Origin of the sequence: Rhizobium sp. NLR22b (genome assembly GCF_019685295.1) — a bacterium.
In the GTDB taxonomy this organism is placed as follows: Bacteria; Pseudomonadota; Alphaproteobacteria; order Rhizobiales; family Rhizobiaceae; genus Rhizobium.
In genome coordinates this window covers 351,487-372,180 of record NZ_JABDWM010000004.1, presented here as the reverse complement: position 1 = coordinate 372,180, position 20,694 = coordinate 351,487, and the positions used below count along the sequence as shown (strand labels likewise).

The 20,694-nt window shown below is 61.5% G+C and carries 22 protein-coding genes; 14 read left to right on the top strand and 8 right to left on the bottom strand.

Annotated features, from left to right (window positions below; translation table 11 throughout):
* The first annotated feature begins 381 nt into the window (after window positions 1-381).
* The 4 genes from HJC00_RS09755 (at window position 382) to HJC00_RS09740 (ending at window position 5,787) form a co-directional block, all read left to right on the top strand.
* Complete coding sequence (locus tag HJC00_RS09755) at window positions 382-1,329, top strand: ornithine cyclodeaminase family protein (protein ID WP_210632840.1); 948 nt, start codon at window positions 382-384, stop codon at window positions 1,327-1,329.
* Window positions 1,326-3,791 (top strand): ATP-dependent helicase HrpB, encoded by a 2,466-nt coding sequence (hrpB, locus tag HJC00_RS09750; protein ID WP_221163903.1) that lies wholly within the window; start codon window positions 1,326-1,328, stop codon window positions 3,789-3,791. The genes HJC00_RS09755 and hrpB overlap by 4 nt, the downstream gene beginning before the upstream one ends.
* Window positions 3,792-3,812: 21 nt before the next feature.
* Complete coding sequence (locus HJC00_RS09745) at window positions 3,813-5,141, top strand: ActS/PrrB/RegB family redox-sensitive histidine kinase (protein WP_210632838.1); 1,329 nt, start codon at window positions 3,813-3,815, stop codon at window positions 5,139-5,141.
* A 67-nt stretch (window positions 5,142-5,208) separates the two neighbouring features.
* Window positions 5,209-5,787 carry an ActR/PrrA/RegA family redox response regulator transcription factor gene (locus tag HJC00_RS09740; protein ID WP_210632837.1) on the top strand — a complete coding sequence of 193 codons (579 nt, stop codon included), beginning with the start codon at window positions 5,209-5,211 and terminating at the stop codon, window positions 5,785-5,787.
* Between the two features lie 12 nt (window positions 5,788-5,799).
* Here the strand turns inward: HJC00_RS09740 and HJC00_RS09735 are convergent, their stop codons facing one another.
* Window positions 5,800-6,294 carry an MmcB family DNA repair protein gene (locus tag HJC00_RS09735; protein ID WP_011423458.1) on the bottom strand — a complete coding sequence of 165 codons (495 nt, stop codon included), beginning with the start codon at window positions 6,292-6,294 and terminating at the stop codon, window positions 5,800-5,802.
* A 179-nt stretch (window positions 6,295-6,473) separates the two neighbouring features.
* On the opposite strand from HJC00_RS09735, the gene HJC00_RS09730 reads away from it, so the two are divergent.
* On the top strand, window positions 6,474-7,157 hold the full coding sequence (locus HJC00_RS09730) for a L,D-transpeptidase (RefSeq protein WP_221154867.1): 684 nt from the start codon (window positions 6,474-6,476) through the stop codon (window positions 7,155-7,157).
* A gap of 69 nt (window positions 7,158-7,226) precedes the next feature.
* Here the strand turns inward: HJC00_RS09730 and HJC00_RS09725 are convergent, their stop codons facing one another.
* The 5 genes from HJC00_RS09725 to hslV form a co-directional block, all read right to left on the bottom strand.
* A complete protein-coding gene (locus HJC00_RS09725) occupies window positions 7,227-9,398 on the bottom strand; it encodes a malate synthase G (protein ID WP_221163902.1) in 2,172 nt (723 codons plus the stop codon).
* 85 nt (window positions 9,399-9,483) lie between these two features.
* Window positions 9,484-10,896 carry a cytochrome P450 gene (locus HJC00_RS09720; RefSeq protein WP_210632835.1) on the bottom strand — a complete coding sequence of 471 codons (1,413 nt, stop codon included), beginning with the start codon at window positions 10,894-10,896 and terminating at the stop codon, window positions 9,484-9,486.
* Between the two features lie 48 nt (window positions 10,897-10,944).
* Entirely contained in the window at window positions 10,945-11,892 is a 948-nt protein-coding gene (locus tag HJC00_RS09715; RefSeq protein WP_210632834.1) for a DUF1402 family protein, read from the bottom strand.
* 188 nt (window positions 11,893-12,080) lie between these two features.
* Window positions 12,081-13,388: an ATP-dependent protease ATPase subunit HslU gene (gene hslU / locus HJC00_RS09710; RefSeq protein ID WP_210632833.1), complete on the bottom strand. Its 1,308-nt coding sequence runs from the start codon at window positions 13,386-13,388 to the stop codon at window positions 12,081-12,083.
* Between the two features lie 100 nt (window positions 13,389-13,488).
* Window positions 13,489-14,016, bottom strand: coding sequence for an ATP-dependent protease subunit HslV (hslV, locus tag HJC00_RS09705; RefSeq protein ID WP_210632832.1), 528 nt, complete (start codon window positions 14,014-14,016; stop codon window positions 13,489-13,491).
* 175 nt (window positions 14,017-14,191) lie between these two features.
* On the opposite strand from hslV, the gene hisB reads away from it, so the two are divergent.
* From hisB to coaA, 9 genes are read left to right on the top strand one after another with little or no spacing between them, the layout of a single operon-like run.
* Window positions 14,192-14,800: an imidazoleglycerol-phosphate dehydratase HisB gene (hisB, locus tag HJC00_RS09700; RefSeq protein WP_210632831.1), complete on the top strand. Its 609-nt coding sequence runs from the start codon at window positions 14,192-14,194 to the stop codon at window positions 14,798-14,800.
* Between the two features lie 21 nt (window positions 14,801-14,821).
* A complete protein-coding gene (locus HJC00_RS09695) occupies window positions 14,822-15,307 on the top strand; it encodes a DUF2628 domain-containing protein (protein ID WP_221122878.1) in 486 nt (161 codons plus the stop codon).
* Window positions 15,308-15,309: 2 nt separating this feature from the next.
* Window positions 15,310-15,960 (top strand): imidazole glycerol phosphate synthase subunit HisH, encoded by a 651-nt coding sequence (hisH, locus tag HJC00_RS09690; RefSeq protein ID WP_210632829.1) that lies wholly within the window; start codon window positions 15,310-15,312, stop codon window positions 15,958-15,960.
* A 52-nt stretch (window positions 15,961-16,012) separates the two neighbouring features.
* The gene (locus HJC00_RS09685; RefSeq protein ID WP_210632828.1) at window positions 16,013-16,195 is read left to right on the top strand and encodes a hypothetical protein; all 183 of its coding nucleotides are present in this window, start codon (window positions 16,013-16,015) and stop codon (window positions 16,193-16,195) included.
* Complete coding sequence (locus HJC00_RS09680) at window positions 16,192-16,749, top strand: hypothetical protein (protein ID WP_210632827.1); 558 nt, start codon at window positions 16,192-16,194, stop codon at window positions 16,747-16,749. The genes HJC00_RS09685 and HJC00_RS09680 overlap by 4 nt, the downstream gene beginning before the upstream one ends.
* A gap of 6 nt (window positions 16,750-16,755) precedes the next feature.
* Complete coding sequence (gene hisA, locus HJC00_RS09675; RefSeq protein WP_221146306.1) at window positions 16,756-17,502, top strand: 1-(5-phosphoribosyl)-5-[(5-phosphoribosylamino)methylideneamino]imidazole-4-carboxamide isomerase; 747 nt, start codon at window positions 16,756-16,758, stop codon at window positions 17,500-17,502.
* Window positions 17,503-18,291, top strand: a complete 789-nt coding sequence (gene hisF, locus HJC00_RS09670; protein ID WP_184454375.1) for an imidazole glycerol phosphate synthase subunit HisF — start codon at window positions 17,503-17,505, stop codon at window positions 18,289-18,291.
* Between the two features lie 16 nt (window positions 18,292-18,307).
* Complete coding sequence (locus tag HJC00_RS09665) at window positions 18,308-18,631, top strand: phosphoribosyl-ATP diphosphatase (RefSeq protein WP_085776452.1); 324 nt, start codon at window positions 18,308-18,310, stop codon at window positions 18,629-18,631.
* On the top strand, window positions 18,628-19,623 hold the full coding sequence (coaA, locus tag HJC00_RS09660) for a type I pantothenate kinase (protein ID WP_210632825.1): 996 nt from the start codon (window positions 18,628-18,630) through the stop codon (window positions 19,621-19,623). Before HJC00_RS09665 ends, coaA begins: the two co-directional genes overlap by 4 nt.
* 14 nt (window positions 19,624-19,637) lie before the next feature.
* On the opposite strand, the gene HJC00_RS09655 is transcribed toward coaA, so the two are convergent.
* Both HJC00_RS09655 and arfB read right to left on the bottom strand, forming a co-directional pair.
* Entirely contained in the window at window positions 19,638-20,249 is a 612-nt protein-coding gene (locus HJC00_RS09655; protein WP_221163901.1) for an alpha-ketoglutarate-dependent dioxygenase AlkB, read from the bottom strand.
* Window position 20,250: 1 nt separating this feature from the next.
* Entirely contained in the window at window positions 20,251-20,688 is a 438-nt protein-coding gene (gene arfB, locus HJC00_RS09650; protein ID WP_210632823.1) for an alternative ribosome rescue aminoacyl-tRNA hydrolase ArfB, read from the bottom strand.
* Between the last annotated feature and the right edge of the window lie 6 nt (window positions 20,689-20,694).

Here is a 20,694-nt window from a genome sequence, read left to right as displayed (position 1 = left end):
AACACAAACCAGCAATCGCCAATCCGCTTGAGTTTCTTTAGAACGAAAGACTTCGTCGCCAGCAGCGCCGCCGCCCTCGTTCAGTGAGTGGGCTTATAGAACCTTCCCCTTTTCTAAGTCAACTGCCATTCCAAAAGTTTTTTGACATTTTTGTAACAGGCTGATTCGTAAAGGGTTTTTGGCTTGCCGTTCGAAATCGCGCAAATTTACTGCCGGATCTGGCAGTTCTGGGGATTCGTTTTCGCCGAACCTCGATAAATCGCTTCGACGGCGAAGCCATGACCTATATGGGAAGCCGCCAGATGAAATTCCAGGGCGCTTGCCTCCCACGCACGGCACTCGCTAGTTTGCCGGGGAGAAAACGATCCGCCGGAGTGAAAAATGCTTGTCCTCAACGAAGAACAGACGCGCGCAGCCCTGCCTTGGCGTGAGCTGATCGAAGCGATCGCCGCCATGTTTGCGAGCGAATGCGTGATGCCGGTGCGTCATCACCACGAGATGGACGTGCCCGGGGAAGAGAGTGCAACGCTGCTTCTGATGCCGGCCTGGGTTCCCGGTCGTTATGCCGGGGTGAAGGTGGTTTCGGTCTTTCCCGGCAATGCGCGGCGAAGCCTGCCGGCAATCTCAGGAACCTATCTTCTTTCCTCGGGCGCAACCGGCGAGATGCTGGCCGTGATCGACGGCGCCGAACTGACGGCGCGGCGGACAGCGGCGGCATCGGCGCTCGCCGCCCGTTATCTCGCCCGCCCGAATGCGGAGGAAATGCTCGTCTGCGGAACCGGGCGGCTGTCGCTCAACCTGATGCTCGCCCACGGCGTGACGCGGCCCATCCAGAGATACAGGATCTGGGGACGCAACGCGCAAGCGGCGGAGAAGATCGCGGCGGAAGCGCGGGCGCTGGGCCTCGATGCCGAGGCGGTGGCCGATAGGGAAGCGGCGGCGCGGACCGCCGACATCATTTCCTGCGCCACGCTTTCCAGCGCACCGCTCATATCGGGGGAATGGTTGAAGCCCGGCGCACATCTCGACCTCGTCGGCGCGTTCAAACCAAGCATGCGCGAAAGTGACGACGAAGCCATTCGCCGCGCTTCGGTCCATGTCGATACCCGCGCGGGCGCCACCAGCGAGGCCGGCGACATCGTTCAGCCGATGAAAAGCGGCCTGTTGGACATGAACGACATCCAATCGGAGCTTGCGGAACTCGTGAGCGGCGCCCATGGAGGGCGGAGCCATGACGAGGAAATCACGCTGTTCAAGTCGGTCGGCGCAGCACTCGAGGATCTCGCCGGCGCCATCCTTGCCTATCAGACGGTGGCGGGCCGCAAGTGACGATCAGTGCATCATTGCCGGAGCTTCCGGTTTCGCATGTCCTGCCCGCCGTCGCGGCGGCGCTGACCGAGCAGAGACGCGCCGTTCTTTCCGCTCCGCCAGGCGCCGGCAAGACGACGCTGGTGCCGCTCTACCTGCTCGATCAGGCCTGGCGCGGCGACGGCAAGATCATCCTGCTCGAACCGCGGCGGCTGGCGGCGCGAGCCGCAGCAAGCCGGATGGCGTCACTCATCGGCGAGCAGGTGGGCGAGACGATCGGCTACCGCATGCGCCTCGACAGCAGGATATCGGCGGCGACCCGGGTCGAGGTGGTGACCGAAGGGGTTTTCGCCCGAATGATCCTCGACGATCCAGAACTGACCGGCGTCTCGACCGTGCTTTTCGACGAATTCCATGAGCGGTCGCTCGATGCCGATTTCGGGCTGGCGCTGGCGCTCGACGTGCAATCAGCGCTCCGCGAGGATCTGCGCATCCTGGTGATGTCGGCGACGCTCGACGTGGAGCGTGTGGCCGCCTTGCTCGATCATCCGCCTGTCATCGAGAGCCTGGGGCGCAGCTTTCCGATCGATATCCGCTATCAAGACCGGCCTGGCGGCGAGCGCATCGAGGATGCCGTCACGCGGGCGATTATCGAGGCACATGCCGACGAGGACGGCTCTATCCTCGCCTTCCTGCCCGGCCAGGCGGAAATCACGCGCACCGTGGAGCGCCTGCAGGGGCGATTCGGCCCTGAAACCTTGATTGCGCCTCTCTATGGCAATCTCAGTCAGAAGGAGCAGGATGCAGCGATCCGGCCAGCGCCGAAGGGGACGCGTAAGATCGTCCTCGCCACCTCGATCGCCGAAACCTCGATCACCATCGACGGCGTCCGAATCGTGATCGACAGCGGATTGCAGCGTCTGCCGGTCTTCGAAGCCTCGACCGGGATTACACGGCTCGAGACGGTGCGGGTGTCGCGGGCCTCCGCCGATCAGCGGGCCGGCCGCGCGGGACGAACGGAGCCTGGCATCGCCATTCGGCTTTGGCACCAGGGGCAGACGGCGGCACTGCCGGCTTTCACGCCGCCGCAGATCCTCTCCAGCGATCTCGCCGGCCTGGTGCTCGATCTCGCCCATTGGGGCGTCCAGGATCCGGCATCTCTTGCCTTCGTCGATCAGCCGCCGGAAACGACGCTTAAGGAGGCACGGGCGCTGCTCGGCCAGTTGGGAGCGCTCGACAAGGATGGCGCGTTGACCGTCCGCGGTAAGATGATGCGCAATCTCGCTCTGCCGCCGCGGCTTGCCGCCATGGTCGTTTCATCAGGCGAGTCGGGCCATGCCCGGGAGGCGGCGATGATTGCCCTGCTCCTGACCGAACAGGGGCTTGGCGGACCGAGCGTCGACATTGAGGACCGGCTGCGGCGCTTCAAGGCCGAGCGCGGCGAAAGAGCCGACGCCTCGCGGCGGCTGGCGGGGCGGCTGGCCGCCGGCCTCGATACCGTCACCACTGCCGCACCTGTACTGGCGGGTCAGCTGCTGCTGCATGCTTTCCCGGATCGGATCGCGCTTCAGCGCGGCGGGCGCGGGCGATTCGTCATGGCGAACGGGCGGGGAGCGGAACTGCCGGAAACCGAGAGGCTCGCCGGCAGCCAGATGCTCGTCATCGCCGATCTCACCGGGCGTGCGGCACAGGGGCGGATTCTGGCGGCGGCCGAAGTGACGCGTGCGGATATCGAGGCCGAACTGCCTGGCGAGATCAGAACCGATGACCAGACATTCTTCGACCGCCAAAGCCGGCAGGTGCGAGCGCGGCGGGCAACCCGGCTCGGCTCGATCGTCTTCGAAGAGACGCCGTTGCCGCGTCCCTCCGGGGCCGCCGTCACTCAGGCGCTGATGGAGGGCGTGCGCGAACTGGGGCTCGATCAGCTCGCCTTCTCGAAGGAAGCCCTGCAGCTTCGCGAACGGATCGGTTTCCTTTATCGGACGATCGGTGATCCCTGGCCCGATGTCAGCGACGATGCTCTGCTTTCCCGGCTGGAGGAATGGTTTGCTCCCTTCCAGGAAGACGCCCGAAGCCTCTCCGAGATTTCTGCGGCAGGGCTTTCTAACGGGCTGATGTCGCTGGTGCCGCACGAGCTGCAGCGCGATCTTAGCCGGCTTGCGCCGACGCATTTCGAGGCGCCGACCGGTCAAAGACATCCTATCCAATATGAGGGTGAGGAGCCGGTCTTGACGATCCGGGTGCAGGAGTTGTTCGGGCTCAAACAACATCCAGCGGTCGCCGGAGGCCGCCTGCCGCTGCTCCTGGAGCTGACGTCGCCGGCGCACCGGCCGATCCAGACGACGCGCGACCTGCCCGGCTTCTGGGCGGGCTCGTGGAAGGACGTACGCGCAGAGATGCGCGGGCGCTATCCCCGCCATCCCTGGCCGGAGCGGCCAGAAGAGGCGTTGCCGACGACACGGGCAAAACCACGTGGTACATGAGAGCCATCAAGGAGCCCCGGCATGATCGACAAGCCCGGCGTGATCGACAAGACGCAAAGCCATACGCTGGAAGACCGGCACAGCAGCCGCAGGCTGCGGCTGCAGACGCTGGTGCGGCTGCGCTGGCTTGCGGTCGGCGGCCAGGCGCTGACAGTGTTCATCGTCGCCTTCTGGCTGAAATTTCCCTTGCCGCTGATCGCCAGCTCTTCGCTGATCGCCGCCCTCGCCTGGGTGAATTTCTACCTGACGATCCGCTATCCGCCGACGCACCGGCTGGAGCCGCCCGCCGCCTTCGCGCTGCTCGGCTTCGACCTCCTGCAGCTCTGCGCGCTGCTCTTCATCACCGGGGGCCTCGCCAATCCCTTCGCCGCACTCGTCTGCGTGCCTGTTATCATCTCCTTTGCCTCACAGCCGATCCGCTACAGCACGGCGCTGATCGGCTTTGCGATGGCCTGCATTACCGTGCTTGCCTTTTCGCCTTTCCCGCTGCCCTGGTTCGACGGGGTCGAGATCAATGTCCATAACGTCATGCAGTTCGGCGTCTGGTGCTCGATCGCCTCGACGATGGCCTTTGCCGCCTTCTATGCCTATCGCGTCTCGATGGAAGCAAGCCAGCTTGCCGATGCGCTGGCCGCGACTGAACTGGTGCTGCAGCGGGAAAAGCATCTTTCGCAGCTTGACGGCCTGGCTGCGGCCGCCGCTCATGAACTCGGCACGCCGCTTGCCACGATCAGCGTCGTCGCCAAGGAAATGGAACGCGAGCTCAAGGACGATGATCGCTTCCGCGAGGATGTCATGCTGCTGCGGAGCCAGAGCGAACGCTGCCGTGATATTCTGCGGCGGCTGACGACGCTCTCCTCCGAAGGCGAGGCGCATATGCGCCGGCTACCGCTTTCCTCGATGATCGAAGAGGTCGTCGCGCCGCACCGGGAATTCGGCATCACGCTCGAGCTCATCGAAAAAAGCCCGCGCAAGAACGAGCCGGTCACCGACCGCAATGCCGGCATCATGTACGGGCTCGGAAACCTCATCGAAAATGCCGTCGATTATGCCAGGGAGAAGGTGACCATCACCGTCGAACACGATCACGACAAAGTGCTGATCGTCATCGAGGACGACGGCAATGGTTATTCGCCTGACATCCTAACGCGAATCGGCGAGCCCTATGTGACCAGGCGGCAGAAGGAAGATACGGCCGGCGGCCTCGGGCTCGGACTTTTCATCGCCAAGACGCTGCTGGAGCGCTCGGGCGCATCGCTGGTTTTCGAGAACCGCGAGCCGGAAAGAGCCGGCGCGCGCATCCGCATCGAATGGCCGCGAATGCTGATCGACGCAAATTCGACAAAATGAGTTTGTGGGCATAAGTAGAATGAGAACGGTTGACCAGGATCAGGCGCAACCGCCGGGACCCGAGACGATGACAGAACAGACTCACGGAAATTTCGCCGCATCGGACGAAAACCATATCGGGCCCGACGCCAGCTTGCTGATCGTCGACGATGACGGGCCGTTCCTGCGCCGTCTTGCACGGGCGATGGAGACGCGCGGCTTCGAGGTGGAGACGGCCGACTCAGTGGCGGAAGGTGTTGCGAAATCGAAAAGCAGGCCGCCGAAATATGCGGTGGTCGACCTTCGCCTCGGCGACGGCAACGGGCTTGACGTCATCGAAGCGATCCGCCAGCGGCGCGACGATACCCGGATCATCGTGCTGACCGGCTACGGCAATATCGCAACAGCGGTGACGGCCGTAAAACTTGGAGCCGTCGATTATCTGGCCAAGCCCGCGGATGCCGACGATGTCTTTTCGGCGCTGACGCAACGGCCGGGTGAAAAAGCGGAACTTCCCGAGAATCCGATGTCGGCCGATCGGGTGCGCTGGGAACACATCCAGCGGGTTTATGAAATGTGCGAGCGCAATGTCTCGGAAACGGCACGCCGGCTCAACATGCATCGGCGAACGCTGCAGCGCATCCTTGCCAAACGCGCGCCGAAATAGACGAAACCTTCGTCAGACATCATCCACGGTGAACGGTTTTCCGTTCGCCCATTCGGCCATCATCAGCCTTTGCGCGGCGGCGCGCGAGAAACTGAGCGTGACGGACTTGCGCGTGGCTGGTGCCATGCGGTGTTCCGGCGCCTCGCGAATCATGTGGGCGCCATAGCCATCCGAGAGGAAGAGCCCGCATTCCTCCGGAAAGATGTCGAGCGGCACACCTTCATGTGTCGCAAAGAACAGGCGGTCGCAATGCAGTCTGTATTCCGGCCATTTGCGATCCACCCGGAAATCCTCGATCGATGTCTTGATTTCGATAATCCAGACTTCGCCCTTTTCCGAAAGCGTGATCAGATCGGCGCGGCGGCCGCTGGCGAGCGGCAGTTCGGGTAGCACGGCATGGCGCATTTCATGCAGCAATATCTGCGTCCCGCGCCGCACCATCATGGCCCTGTCCGATTGCCGGCCATCGATTAACGGATTGTTATTGTAAACGCTCAAAATCGTCATGGATAACCGTCGCAGAGCCGTGTGTGTTGTTGCAAAAAAACCATGCGCTTTTAATTTGCGCAGCAGACGAATTCGTCGCGCCACAGTAGCCTTGCAAAGCGCAAGTTAATCGAAAATAAACCATAATCAACGATGGTCGAAAGACTGTTCTCCTCGCCCAAAAACTTCAAGAGTTATCTATGCGCATCCGCAATGCATTCCCTGTATTTGGCCTGCTGACGACGCTCGCACTGGCCGGCTGCTCCACTAATTCCGAAAGCGCATCCGTCGACGACAAGGGCACAGGCCCGACGGTACAGACAGCTCAAATCTTCAACGACGCCTATGGCGTGACGAAGGATGCCGGATACTCCCTGCCGGCGATCCCGATCGACAGGGTCAAGCCGCAGTTCCGCCGCCAGGTCGTCAGCTACCAGACCACGGAGCGTCCCGGCACCATCATCGTCAACACGCGCGAGCGTTTCCTCTATTACATCCTGCCGAACGGCAAGGCGATGCGCTACGGCATCGGCGTCGGCAAGCAGGGCTTCGCATGGGCCGGCACCGCCTATGTCGCCTGGAAGCAGGAATGGCCGACCTGGCACCCGCCGAAGGAAATGGCTGAACGCCGCCCCGACGTCGCCAAATACGTCGAGGAGGGCATGGGCCCCGGTCTCAGCAATCCTCTCGGCGCGCGCGCCATGTATCTCTTCAACGACGACGGCAAGGACACCCTGTTCCGCCTGCACGGCACGCCGGAATGGGCTTCGATCGGCACCGCCGCTTCCTCGGGCTGCATTCGCCTGATGAACCAGGACGTCATCGACCTCTACAGCCGCGTCCGCCCCGGCAAGGGGACCTCCAAGGTCATCGTCATCCAGTAAGGTAGATACCGAATTCGGTGTAAAAAAGGCCGCCGGACTGTCGTCCCGGCGGCCTTTTCGTATTCTCGGTCACGCCGATTGCTTCGCCTTGAGCTCGAGACGGCGGCGGTGAAGCACCGGTTCCGTATAGCCGTTCGGTTGCTCCCTGCCCTTCAGGACGAGATCGAGGGCGGCCTGGAAGGCAATCGAATCATCGAAATTGCCGGCCATTGGGCGGTAGGCCGGATCGGATTCGTTCTGTCGGTCGACGATGGCAGCCATGCGTTTCATCGTTTCGACGATTTGAGCTTCGGTGACGACTTGGTGATGCAGCCAATTTGCCATGTGCTGGGCCGAAATGCGCAAGGTCGCGCGATCCTCCATCAGGCCGATATTGTTGATGTCGGGCACTTTCGAGCAGCCGACGCCCTGATCGATCCAGCGCACGACATAGCCGAGGATACCCTGAGCATTGTTGTCGAGCTCTCGCTGGATTTCCTCCGGCGTCCAGTTCGGCCGCACCGCAACCGGCACGGAGAGAATGTCGGAAAGTCTGGCGCGAGCACGGTCCTTCAGCCCCTGCTGGACCTTGGCGACGTTGACGCGGTGATAGTGGGTGGCATGCAGGGTTGCAGCCGTCGGCGAAGGCACCCAGGCGGTATTGGCGCCGGCCTTGGGATGGGCGATCTTCTGTTCCAGCATCGCCGCCATCAGGTCCGGCATCGCCCACATGCCCTTGCCGATCTGCGCATGGCCGGAAAGGCCGCATTCCAGGCCGATATCAACGTTCCAGTTCTCATAGGCCGATATCCACGCTGCCTGGCGCATATCGCCCTTGCGAATCATCGGACCGGCTTCCATCGAGGTGTGGATCTCATCGCCGGTGCGGTCGAGGAAACCGGTATTGATGAAGACGACGCGCTCGCGGGCGGCACGAATGCACTCCTTGAGGTTGACCGTCGTGCGCCGCTCCTCGTCCATGATGCCCATCTTGATGGTGTTGCGCGCCATGCCGAGCGCGTCTTCAACCCGAGAGAAAATCTCGACGGCGAAGGCGACCTCTTCTGGCCCATGCATCTTCGGCTTCACCACATATATGGAGCCGGTGCGGGAATTCTTCTTCCGGCCGGCGGGACCGATATCGTAAAGCGCGATCAGAGCAGTGATGACGGCATCCATGATGCCCTCAGGCACTTCGTTGCCGTCCTTGTCGAGGATCGCGGGATTGGTCATGAGGTGGCCGACATTGCGCACCAGCATCAACGAACGGCGATGTACTTCGAACGAAGTGCCATCCGGGCCGGTATAGTCCAGATCCGGGTTGAGCTTGCGAACGAAGGTCGTTCCGCCCTTTGCCACCTCTTCCTGCAGATCGCCCTTCATCAGGCCGAGCCAGTTGCGATAGACGATGACCTTATCCTCGGCGTCGACGGCGGCAATCGAATCCTCGCAGTCCATGATCGTGGTGATCGCCGATTCCAGCCAGACATCGGAAATATGGGCCGGATCGGCCTTACCGATCGCCGTTGTCGGATCGATGACGATATCGATATGAATGCCGTTGTTCTTCAGGAGAACATGGCTCGGCGCCGCGGCATCGCCGCGATAGCCGGCAAAATGCCCGCCGTCTCCGAGCATTGTCTGCTCGCCGTCGACCGATCTGATAACGAGCGCTCCGTCCTTAACGGCGAAGCTGCCGACATCCTTCCAGCTGCTGTCCTGTAGCGGCGCCGCCGTATCGAGGAAATCTCGCACCCAGGCGATGACCTTTTCGCCGCGCTTCGGATTATAGCCCTTGCCCTTCTCGGCGCCGTCGCTCTCGGGAATGGCGTCGGTGCCATAGAGCGCATCATAGAGCGAGCCCCAGCGAGCGTTTGCGGCGTTCAGGGCGTAGCGGGCATTCATCACGGGAACGACGAGCTGCGGACCGGCGATGGAGGCGATCTCGGGATCGACGTTTCCGGTTGAGACCTGGAAGTCTGACCCTTCCGGCAGGAGGTAGCCGATGCTGCGGAGAAAGGACTGATATTCGTCCATATCCGACGGGGCGCCATGCTGGCGATACCAGTCATCAATCTTCGTCTGCAGCTCGTCGCGTTTGGCCAGCAGTGCGCGATTGCGTGCGGCGAGATCGTGGACGATTGCCGAAAAATCGGCAAAGAACCTGTCCACATCGATCGCCAGCCCCGGCAGAACCTCCTGCATCAGGAAATCGTGAAGGACGGTTTCGACGGCAAGACCGTTCTTATCAATGCGGCTCATGCGATATTCTCCTTGGCAACGCCTGTGAATGCTGCCACTTTGCCCGCCTTTCATTCACAGTCAATTCTGCAATGGTTCGAAAGATTTATGCCGTTCGGGAAATTATGCGCGACGTCACGCGCATGGGAAGCCCGTTCTGCGGCTGAGTCGTCAGCTTCTGCACCGGCCAGGGATTGGTGGCTGCCGTCTGATCGAAACGGAAACGGTGCATCATGACCGCCAGTGCGATCACCGCCTCCTGCAGCGCGAAGGTCGCGCCGATGCAGACGCGCGGGCCGGCGCCGAACGGCAGAAACTGGAACCGGCCGATGCTGCCGCGGTTTTCCGGCAGGAAGCGCTCCGGCATATAGGCGCGCGGCTTTTCCCAATAAAGTTCGTGGCGATGCAGCGTCCAGGGCATGATGAGCACGGTGATGTCGGCCGGTATTTCGATCCTTTCGCCCTTGGCGTTTATCCAGAGATCATCAGCGATCGCGGCGCGGTTGATGGAAGGTGCGGGCGGATAGAGCCTGAGAGCCTCTTCGAAGGCCGCCCGTGTCACTGGCATCAGATCTAGCCATTCCACAGGTTCGGCTCCAGTCGCCAGGACGGCATCGATCTCCGTCTCCATCGCCTCGCGAATATGCGGGCTGTTGGCGACACAATAGAGCGTCCAGGCAAGCGCACGCGCGGTCGTCTCGTGACCGGCTCCGATGAAAGTCAGGATATTGTCCTCGATCTCCTCCTTGGTGAGGCCATCCGGACCGGCCTGTTCCAGGAGCAGCGTCAGAAAATCTTCCGGTGCGGCGGCGCGATCGGCCTTCATCTTCGCCAGACGCATATCCATGGTGTCGCGAACGATCGCCCTGAATTTCTCGAGCACCTTCTGGCCGCCAATGCGGGTGAGACGCGGCACCCAGGAGGGCGCGCGCAGCAGGTCCATCGGGTCGACGCGGCCCATGCGGTGGAGAAGCTGGTTGACGTCGTCGGCGAAATGGCCGCTCGACGAAATGATTTCGCCGGAAAAGAGCGTCTCGGCAAGAATCGCAAAGGTCAGATCAGTCATATCGGTGGCAATGTCGAAGTCCTGGCCATCCGCATCGACGTTCGCGTATTTGCGGACAAAATCTTCCGATTGCCGCAGCATCTGGCCGGCAAAACCTTTGGCGTGGCGCGGCGTGAAGACCGGCGCGACCGCCTTTCTCGATCGCTTCCAGACCTGGCCTTCCGCCGTCAACAACCCGTCACGCAGGATTGGCCGCAGCACCAGCTGGCGAATGTCGGACATGCGGTAATTGGCGGCATTGTCGACCAGTATGTGCTTGATCAAGCCGGGATCGTTGACGATCAGGGTGTGTTGCCCGAAGAAGCTCGTCTTGATCCAGGGCAGCGTGTAGGAGGGCTCGCCCCAGAGTTCGAGCGGGTTGCGCAGAATGATGCGGATGATATCAAGCCGGCTCGGCGGCACGGTGCGCGGCAGCGGTGCCGGCGGAACGAAGGGATCCGGACGCATGTCCATCGTCAAAGCCTTTCGGGGAAGAGCGACGCCTTCCCGGCAAGCTTGAAGCTAGAGCAGGCCCTTGAGTTCGTCCAGCTTGTCGTTGATCAGCCAGCCGTAATAATTCTCTTCGGGCCAAACGGTCGCGCCGGAAGAGCGGTTTTTCGCGGCCAGCGCCGCGGCACGCTGACGGGAATTGCCGACATTGTAAAGCGTCGCCGTCAGGCCGGGATTGCCGGAGATGTCCATGCCGGCAATCTCTTTGTAATCGTCGATCGATCTGCGGATCGAGGCGGCGACGAAAGCGAGCGAGATGTCGGGATCCATGATTGCCCTGTAGACGGCGCCGGCATTCTTCTCGTTCAGCTTCGGATAGCCGGAGACGCGGCTGACGAGATCGGAAAGCATCAGCGCCGTCAGGGGATTGACCTGGCCAAGGCCGAAGGTCTGGCCGGCGTAAAAGGGCTGAAAGAAGACCGCACTGAAGCGATTGTTGGGGAAGCTCTCGCCGCCGACGGTCTTGCCGCGGAAATCGCTTTCCCAGACATCTTCCCGGCAGGACCAGAGCGTGTAGGAATCACTCTTGCCCTTGCACCCGGCAAATTGGGGCCGAGCGACGAAATCGTCGACGCTCTCGCCGTCATAGGCGAAACGGAAACTTTCACCGGCGTAGGAGGCGGCCTTGACGTAATAGGCCTGCAGCCGGTCATAGGCGTCGACATTATAGGTATGTTCACCGACGATCGCGCCGATGACATGGATGGGATTGATGCCATAAGCGCTGGAGACCTTGCGGATCTTTGCCATCAGTTCGTGATCGGTCGCGAGAAGCTCATGGACCTTCTCATATTTCAGATCGAAGCTGCTCTTGGTGCCCTTGGTGCGGCGGACGGACGCTCCGGGAATATCGGGCTGCTCGGCATGGCGATTGCCCGCCGGCACCGTCTGCATGGCGAAAGCCGGCTTCGAATTCACCAGGGCAACGGCAATCAAAAGGCTTGTCAAAAGGCGTCGCACGATCCGCTATCCCGTCCGTTCATCGTCCTGTTCGCGATGCGGCTGACTGGACCAGAATCTTGGCCGAATAATGCCGTAGCGGAAAACAAAACGGGCCTTCACTAAAAAGGAAAAGGCCCGCTGTCGATAGTCGAGGTCAACAGAATGCGGCATTCACATCGGTAAAGCCATGCACCGGTGCGGCGATATCACAGAATGAAGCGGGACAGATCGGTATTCTGCGCGAGATCGCCGACATGTTCTCGCACATAGGCTGCATCGATCGTGATGGCTGCCCCGGCCCGATCGGGCGCATTGTAGGAAATATCGTCCAACACCCGCTCCATCACCGTCTGCAACCGGCGTGCGCCGATATTCTCGACCGAGGAGTTCAAGTGAACGGCGACATCGGCCAGCGCGTCGATCGCGTCCTCGGTGAAATCGAGGTTCAGATTTTCGGTTTCCATCAGCGCTCGATACTGGCGGATGAGGCTTGCTTCGGTCTCCGTCAGGATCCGGCGGAAGTCTTCCTTGTTCAGCGGACGCAGCTCGACGCGGATCGGCAGGCGGCCCTGCAGCTCCGGCAGAAGATCCGAGGGTTTGGAGACATGGAAGGCGCCGGAGGCGATGAAGAGGATATGGTCCGTCTTCACAGGGCCGTATTTGGTCGAAACCGTCGTGCCTTCGACGAGCGGCAGCAGGTCGCGCTGGACACCTTCGCGTGAAACGCCGGCGCCCATGCCGCCGTCGCGGGCGGCGATCTTGTCGATCTCGTCAAGGAAGACGATGCCGTCGTTCTCGGTGGAACGGACGGCCTCGCGCTGGATCACCTCGTTGTCGATCAGCTTGTCGGATTCATCGCGGATCAGATCGGTATAGGAGGCCTTGACCGTCGTGCGCACCTTCTTGGTGCGTCCGCCCATCGCCTTGCCGAACATTTCCGACAGGTTGAGCACGCCGATATTGCCGCCCGGCATGCCGGGTATTTCGAAGCCGCCCATGCCAGAACCGGCATCGGCCACCTCGATATCGATTTCCTTGTCATCGAGCTCGCCGTCCCTGAGCTTCTTGCGGAAACTTTCGCGGGTGGCGGGCGAAGCGGTGGTGCCGACCAGCGCATCGAGCACACGCTCCTCGGCGCTGACATGGGCCTTGGCCTGCACCTCGGCCCGCTTCTTCTCGCGCACTAGGCCGATGCCGACCTCGACCAGATCGCGGATGATCTGCTCGACATCACGGCCGACATAACCGACTTCGGTGAACTTGGTGGCTTCGACCTTGATGAAAGGGGCGCCGGCGAGTTTTGCCAGACGCCGGGAGATCTCCGTCTTACCGACACCGGTTGGGCCGATCATCAGGATGTTTTTCGGCATGACCTCGTCGCGCAGGCTCGGGTCGAGCTGCTGGCGACGCCAGCGGTTGCGCAGCGCGATCGCGACGGCGCGTTTGGCATCATGCTGGCCGATGATGTAGCGATCGAGCTCGGAAACGATCTCGCGGGGGGAAAAGGTCGTCATTGCGTATCATTCTCCTGGCGGTCCGGAGCCATCGGCCCGGCCGCAATTCGTTGTTTCGCCGCGGCAGGTCAGCCGCGGCGGCAGCCGAAAGGCCTGGTATTCAGCCTTCGACATCCAGCGATTCCACCACAATATTGTGGTTGGTGTAGACGCAGATGTCGGCGGCGATCTCGAGGGCGCGCCGGGCGACCTCTTCGGCCGATTTGTCGCTATCCATCAGTGCACGGGCGGCGGCGAAGGCAAAATTGCCACCAGAACCGATCGCCGTCGTGCCGTGTTCGGGCTCCAGAACATCGCCGTTGCCGGTGATTGCCAGCGTGATCGACTTGTCGGCGACGAGCATCATGGCTTCGAGATTACGCAGGTATTTGTCGGTACGCCAGTCCTTGGCGAGTTCGACGGCGGCGCGCATCAGCTGACCGGGATATTGTTCCAGCTTCTTTTCAAGCCTTTCGAGCAGGGTGAAGGCGTCAGCCGTGGCGCCGGCGAAACCGGCGATGACTTCGCCCTTGCCGATGCGCCGCACCTTGCGGGCATTGCCCTTCATGACGGTCTGGCCGAGGCTCACCTGGCCATCGCCCGCCATCACCACCTTGCCGCCTTTTCGAACTGTAATGATTGTTGTCATAAAACACCTGTCTGCCCATGAGGCGGGCCTTTACGCGAGACCGCATGCCGGTCCTTGTTGAACCCTATGTAAGCAGGCCTGAGCCGATTGCAAATGGGGGCTTTTCTCCTCCGCGGCTTCTGGATATTTGCCGATGCGCCTGATAAGGAACGGCCTTATTCCGATGGAGGGCCACATGGCCGAGACCGAAGCAAGCCGAACGGGCAGCGTTGCCCGCAAGACCAACGAGACGTCGATTTCCGTTTCCGTCAACCTGGACGGCACCGGCAAATCGAAGATTTCGACCGGCGTCGGCTTCTTCGACCATATGCTCGACCAACTTTCGCGGCATTCGCTCATCGACATGGACATCGAAGCCAAGGGCGACCTGCATATCGACGATCATCATACGGTCGAAGATACCGGCATTGCGATCGGCCAGGCGATCTCGAAAGCGCTCGGCGATCGGCGAGGCATCACACGCTATGCTTCGATCGATCTCGCCATGGACGAGACGATGACCAAGGCGGCGGTCGATCTTTCGGGTCGCCCGTTCCTCGTCTGGAATGTCGCCTTCAGCGCGCCGAAGATCGGCACCTTCGACACGGAACTCGTGCGCGAATTCTTCCAGGCGCTCGCCCAGAACGCCGGCATCACCTTGCATATTCTCAACCATTATGGCGCCAACAACCACCATATTGCCGAGACATGCTTCAAGGCGGTCGCCCGCGCATTGCGCACGGCGACAGAGATCGATCCGAGACAGGCGGGCCGTGTTCCCTCGACGAAGGGCACGCTCGTCTGAGCCCCTCAGGGAGCGGCGACAATGACCTCCAGCTATATTTTCCTGACACCGCCAGGCGGGGCGAGTGTAGCGACCGATGAGGTGCGCACGATTCGCGACGGTTTCACCTGGCTCGGCCTCCTGTTTCCATGGGCTTGGCTTCTGGTGCACCGGCTATGGCTGCATGCGGCTGCGGCTTTTCTCTTGCAGGGAATCGGCGGCGCACTGATGGACGAACCCGGTCTGGGGCCGGCGGGTGCGGCGATCATGCTGGGCGTGAATATACTGGTCGCTCTCGAAGGCCAGAACTGTCGCATCCGCAATCTTGCCGCCAAGGGCTGGAACGAGGACGCCCTCATTGCAGCCGATAAGCTCGATATTGCCGAGCAGGTCTATTTTGCGGACAAGACGGTGCCTGCGGGCAGTGACGATACGGTCGCACCGGATTGGCAGAACAAGTCCGGTGCAAACAGGCTGCGTGGCCAAGCGACATCTCTTGGTCTCTTTGGTTTTGATGGAGGACGCTGACGATGCGCGTCGCGATTATCGACTACGGTTCCGGCAACCTTCGTTCGGCGACCAAGGCTTTCGAGCGGGCCGCGCGCGAGGCGGGCATCGATGCCCATATCGATCTCACCGATAAGGCGGAGGACGTTGCTGCGGCCGATCGTATCGTGTTGCCGGGCGTCGGCGCATACGCCGATTGCCGGCGCGGCCTGGATGCCGTGCCCGGAATGAGCGAGGTGCTGATCGAGGCTGTCGAGAATAAGGCGCGGCCTTTCCTCGGCATCTGTGTCGGCATGCAGCTCATGTCGTCGCGTGGCCTCGAGAAAACCGTAACACACGGCTTCGGCTGGATCCCAGGCGACGTCATCGAGATGACGCCTGACGATCCCTCGTTGAAGATTCCGCAAATCGGCTGGAACACGCTCGACCTGAAGCGCGAACATCCGCTGTTCGACGGCATTCCCACCGGGACGCAGGGGTTGCACGCCTATTTCGTGCATTCCTACCATCTTGCCGCCAAAAACCCCGAGGATGTCATTGCGACCGTCGATTACGGCGGGCCGATGACCGCCCTCGTCGGGCGCGACAACATGGTGGGCGCCCAGTTTCACCCGGAAAAGAGCCAGAAGCTCGGCCTCGCCCTGATCGCCAATTTCCTGCGCTGGAATCCGTAATACCTGCGCCTTATTTCCTCTTTATGGAAAGGGAGGAACAGGAGTGCGCTCGATGCCGGCTTCGCAGAAATCAGGCAAGGTGTTCTATATGCTGCGGCCCTCCAGGGAGGGTCTGCCTCCCTTCTCGGACATCCGGCTTCCCGACGGGACGATCATTCGTCGTGTCGACGAAGCCCTCCATAAAAGAGCGCTTTCCAACGCGGCCAAGGCATTGAAAGAAAGGCTGGACCGATGATCCACGAATTCCTTGCCGGCAACGAGAATTCGCAGCTGCGCGCCAATGGGATCAACGCCGGGGATATCACCGAAGCCGTGCTGGAATTCTATATCGAAGGCGAAGACGATCTGATCGGCCTGCTTGCCTACGCCCTTTACGAGCGGCAGAAGCGCGATTTCGTCGTCAGCTATCGCAAGCGGAATGCCGGTCGTTCGCCCAATGAGGCCGAGCTTGCCGCAGTTTCCAGCAACTATCTCTCCACCGACCTGCGCAACACTCTGCGCGATCGCGCCTCGCAGATTCTTTCGAGCTATGCCGAGACCTATGTGGAGGCGATGGAGCCAGATATCCGGCTCGCCGCCGTCAACAGCGACGCCCTGCGGCGGGTGCGCGAGATCGAGAAATCGGTGAAGAAGCGCCTCGGTTTCTGGCGCCAGGTGCGTGCCGGCTTCATCGTCATCCTGCTGCTTCTGCTGCTTTTGAGCGCGGCCGCCATTGCCGCTGTCTTTTTCCGCTCGGATATCGTAGATGCGTGGAATGCGCTGATGGCGGCGATCACTCTACGGACGTAAGACGACATGATTCTTTTTCCCGCGATCGATCTGAAGGGCGGCCAATGCGTTCGCCTGAAGCTCGGCGACATGCAGCAGGCGACGGTTTACAACACCGATCCGGCCGCCCAGGCGAAATCCTTCGAAGACCAGGGCTTCGAATGGTTGCATGTGGTCGATCTCGATGGCGCCTTCGCGGGGCATTCGGCCAATGGCGACGCCGTCGAGACGATCCTGAAGGCGACGAAAAATCCGGTGCAGCTCGGTGGCGGCATCCGCACGCTCGACCACATCGAAGCCTGGCTGTCGCGGGGGTTGCGGCGGGTCATCCTCGGCACCGTCGCCGTCAGAAATCCTCAGCTGGTCATCGAGGCCTGCCGGAAGTTTCCCGACCGCGTCGCCGTCGGCATCGATGCCAAGGGCGGCAAGGTGGCGGTCGAGGGTTGGGCTGAAGCTTCCGAACTCGGCATTATCGAGCTTGCCAGGAAATTCGAGGGCGCCGGCGTTGCCGCGATCATCTACACTGATATCGACCGCGACGGCATCCTGACCGGCATCAACTGGAGCTCGACGCTGGAACTCGCCGATGCCGTCTCCATTCCCGTCATCGCTTCGGGCGGCCTGGCCTCCATGGACGATATCAAGCGCATGCTGCAGCCCGACGCGCAGAAGCTGGAAGGAGCGATTTCCGGCCGGGCGCTTTACGACGGTCGCATCGACCCCAAGGAAGCGCTGGCGCTGATCAAGGCCAACAGGGCCAAGGAGACTGCGTAAATGACCCTCAAGGCTCGTGTCATTCCCTGCCTCGACGTCAAGGACGGCCGCGTCGTCAAGGGCGTCAATTTTCTCAATCTCGTTGATGCCGGCGATCCGGTCGAAGCGGCGAAGGCCTATGACGCGGCCGGCGCCGACGAGCTCTGTTTCCTCGACATCACCGCGTCCTCGGACAATCGCGAAACGATTTTCGATGTCGTGTCGCGCACGGCCGATCAATGTTTCATGCCGCTGACGGTCGGAGGCGGGGTCAGAACCATCGCCGACATCCGCAAGCTCTTGCTGTGCGGCGCCGACAAGGTGTCGATCAACTCGGCAGCTGTCAGCAATCCTGATTTCGTCGCCGAGGCGGCCGACAAGTTCGGTGACCAGTGCATCGTCGTCTCGATCGACGCCAAGCGCAGGCGCACGCAAGCGGTCGGCGGCGACAATCTCAGCGCCTGGGAAATCTATACGCATGGAGGCCGCAACGCGACCGGCATCGATGCCGTCGAATTCGCGCAGAAGATGGTGGCGCGCGGGGCCGGCGAACTGCTGGTCACCTCCATGGACCGCGACGGCACCAAGGTCGGCTACGACCTGGAGCTGACGCGGACGATCGCCGATGCGGTGCGTGTGCCGGTCATTGCGTCCGGCGGTGTCGGCGACCTCGACGATCTCGTCGCCGGGGTGAAGGAAGGCCATGCCAATGCCGTGCTGGCCGCATCGATCTTCCACTTCGGCACCTATACTGTCGGCGAGGCAAAACACTATATGTCGAAGTGCGGCATCGACATGCGTCTCGACTGAACCCTGAGAGCAGACAATGAGCGGATTTTCCCTTTCCGACCTCGAACGCATCGTCGAAGAGCGATCGAAAGCCTCACCGGAGCAGTCCTGGACAGCCAAACTCGTGGCCGCCGGCCAGCCGAAGGCGGCGAAGAAGCTCGGCGAGGAGGCCATCGAAGCGGTGATGGCGGCGGTGACAGGCGATCGCGACAATCTGACCTATGAGGCGGCCGACCTGCTCTATCACCTATTGGTCGTATTGAAGATTGCTGAAATACCGCTAGAGAATGTCATGGCCGAACTCGAGCGCAGAACCGCGCAGTCCGGTCTCAAGGAAAAGGCCAGCCGGCAGAGTTCATGAGTATCGCGACTGAGATTATCGGGGTGCCGGAGATATTGGATCACTTCCAGTCTGAATCCTATTCGCCCTACCATTTCTTCTCTTCCGGGCAATGGGCGAAATTCCGCGCCGACACGCCGCTGACGCTGACCGGCGACGAGGTCAAGCGGCTGCGTTCAATGGGCGACCCGATCGATCTCGACGAGGTCCGGCGCATCTACCTCTCGCTGTCGCGCCTGCTTTCGTCGCATGTCGAATCCTCGCAGATGCTGTTCGACCAGCGCAACCGCTTCCTCAGCATGTCGGATGTCACGAAAACGCCTTTCGTCATCGGCATCGCCGGCTCGGTCGCTGTGGGAAAATCGACCACAGCCCGTATCCTGAAGGAGCTCCTGGGGCGCTGGCCTTCCAGCCCGAAGGTCGATCTCATCACGACAGACGGCTTCCTCCACCCGAACGCGGTGCTGCAGCGGGAAAAGCTGATGCAGCGCAAGGGTTTCCCGGAAAGCTATGATACGGGCGCGATCCTGCGCTTCCTCTCGGCGATCAAGGCCGGGCGGCCCGATGTGAAGGCGCCGTGTTATTCGCATCTCGTCTATGACGTGCTGCCGGACGAATACAAGATCGTCGACCGTCCCGACATTCTGATCTTCGAAGGCATCAACGTGCTGCAATCGCGCGACCTGCCGGCCGACGGCAAGATCGTGCCGATGGTATCCGACTTCTTCGACTTCTCGATCTACATCGATGCCGCGGAAGACCAGATCCACAACTGGTATGTGACGCGCTTCATGCGGCTGCGTGAAACCGCCTTCCGCGATCCCAACTCCTATTTCCATCGCTACGCCTCGATCACCGATGCGGAAGCGCTTGAAATCGCCGAAGATCTCTGGAGGAACATCAACTTGAAGAACCTGCGCCAGAACATCCTGCCGACGCGGCCGCGCGCCGATCTCATCCTGAAAAAGGGCAAGGATCATCTGATCGAACAGGTCGCACTCAGAAAACTATAGCAGGCGATCAATTTTCACGAACGAACGCGGCGCAGCGTCAGATTGATGCGGCCGCCGTTCTTCAACAGCGTCGATGTCGCGGGGTAGATCCGGTCGACGCCATGATAACAAAGCCTCCCCTCACCGCCCAGCACGACCAGATCGCCGCTCGCAAGCTTTAAGGACAGCGTGCGATCATTGCGGTTGAGGCCGCCGACCCGGAAGAGGCAGCTGTTGCCGAGCGAGATCGAGACGACCGGCGCCTGCAAATCCCTCTCGTCCTTATCCTGATGCAGGCCCATGCGGGCGTCGTCGGAATAGAAATTGACGAGGCAAGCCTCCGGCGGCTTCTCATAACCCGAAACGTCATTCCAGATATCGAGCAATTGCTGCGGCATATAAGGCCAGGGCCCGCCGGTTGCCGGATGCGTCGGCTGATAACGATAGCCCCGCTCCTTGTCCGTCACCCAGCCGAGCGGCCCACAATTGGTCATCCTGACCGACATCGGTTTGCCGGTGCCGGGCATGACGGGCACATAGAGCGGCGCCTCGGTGACCACGGCACGGATCACCTCGACCAATTCCTCCTGGCGCGCCCGGTCAAGATAGCCGGGCAGATACCGGATGCCGTTCAGGAGCTCGGGCATGTCATTCACCGCCGCCGGGCCGGCCGCGCATTTTTTTGACTTCCGAGCGGCCGGATTTTTCCTTCAGGCGGCGTTCGACCGAACCTTTGGTGGGCTTGGTCTTCTTGCGCGGCGGCGGCGGCGGCTTGGCTGCCTCCAGAATCAGTTCCTTCAGCCGCTCGCGGGCATCCTCGCGGTTGCGGTCCTGGCTGCGAAAGCGGCTCGCCTCGATCATCAGCACGCCCTCCTTCGACATGCGCCGACCGGAGAGCTTGATCGCGTTGGCCTTGACGCGATCATTGAGGGAAGGCGAATTGGCGATGTTGAAGAACAGCTGGACCGCGGTCGAAACCTTGTTGACGTTCTGCCCACCGGGGCCGCCCGCCAGAACGAATTGTTCCGTCAGTTCCCATCCCGCGATGGTGATCCTGTCATCGATGTAGAGCGCGTCACTGGCCATGCGGCG

Excerpts from the sequence above, each read along its gene's own strand:
- HJC00_RS09695 (WP_221122878.1), top strand. The coding sequence starts at position 14,822 with ATGACCTCCAGCTATATTTTCCTGACACCGCCAGGCGGGGCGAGTGTA.
- hisA (WP_221146306.1), top strand. The coding sequence starts at position 16,756 with ATGATTCTTTTTCCCGCGATCGATCTGAAGGGCGGCCAATGCGTTCGC.
- HJC00_RS09665 (WP_085776452.1), top strand. The coding sequence starts at position 18,308 with ATGAGCGGATTTTCCCTTTCCGACCTCGAACGCATCGTCGAAGAGCGA.
- HJC00_RS09680 (WP_210632827.1), top strand. The coding sequence starts at position 16,192 with ATGATCCACGAATTCCTTGCCGGCAACGAGAATTCGCAGCTGCGCGCC.
- arfB (WP_210632823.1), bottom strand. The coding sequence starts at position 20,688 with ATGGCCAGTGACGCGCTCTACATCGATGACAGGATCACCATCGCGGGA.
- coaA (WP_210632825.1), top strand. The coding sequence starts at position 18,628 with ATGAGTATCGCGACTGAGATTATCGGGGTGCCGGAGATATTGGATCAC.
- hslU (WP_210632833.1), bottom strand. The coding sequence starts at position 13,388 with ATGACGACCTTTTCCCCCCGCGAGATCGTTTCCGAGCTCGATCGCTAC.
- HJC00_RS09720 (WP_210632835.1), bottom strand. The coding sequence starts at position 10,896 with ATGGACATGCGTCCGGATCCCTTCGTTCCGCCGGCACCGCTGCCGCGC.
- HJC00_RS09755 (WP_210632840.1), top strand. The coding sequence starts at position 382 with ATGCTTGTCCTCAACGAAGAACAGACGCGCGCAGCCCTGCCTTGGCGT.
- HJC00_RS09685 (WP_210632828.1), top strand. The coding sequence starts at position 16,013 with ATGCCGGCTTCGCAGAAATCAGGCAAGGTGTTCTATATGCTGCGGCCC.
- hisB (WP_210632831.1), top strand. The coding sequence starts at position 14,192 with ATGGCCGAGACCGAAGCAAGCCGAACGGGCAGCGTTGCCCGCAAGACC.
- HJC00_RS09655 (WP_221163901.1), bottom strand. The coding sequence starts at position 20,249 with ATGCCCGAGCTCCTGAACGGCATCCGGTATCTGCCCGGCTATCTTGAC.
- HJC00_RS09730 (WP_221154867.1), top strand. The coding sequence starts at position 6,474 with ATGCGCATCCGCAATGCATTCCCTGTATTTGGCCTGCTGACGACGCTC.
- hisF (WP_184454375.1), top strand. The coding sequence starts at position 17,503 with ATGACCCTCAAGGCTCGTGTCATTCCCTGCCTCGACGTCAAGGACGGC.
- hslV (WP_210632832.1), bottom strand. The coding sequence starts at position 14,016 with ATGACAACAATCATTACAGTTCGAAAAGGCGGCAAGGTGGTGATGGCG.
- HJC00_RS09745 (WP_210632838.1), top strand. The coding sequence starts at position 3,813 with ATGATCGACAAGCCCGGCGTGATCGACAAGACGCAAAGCCATACGCTG.
- HJC00_RS09740 (WP_210632837.1), top strand. The coding sequence starts at position 5,209 with ATGACAGAACAGACTCACGGAAATTTCGCCGCATCGGACGAAAACCAT.
- hisH (WP_210632829.1), top strand. The coding sequence starts at position 15,310 with ATGCGCGTCGCGATTATCGACTACGGTTCCGGCAACCTTCGTTCGGCG.
- HJC00_RS09725 (WP_221163902.1), bottom strand. The coding sequence starts at position 9,398 with ATGAGCCGCATTGATAAGAACGGTCTTGCCGTCGAAACCGTCCTTCAC.
- HJC00_RS09735 (WP_011423458.1), bottom strand. The coding sequence starts at position 6,294 with ATGACGATTTTGAGCGTTTACAATAACAATCCGTTAATCGATGGCCGG.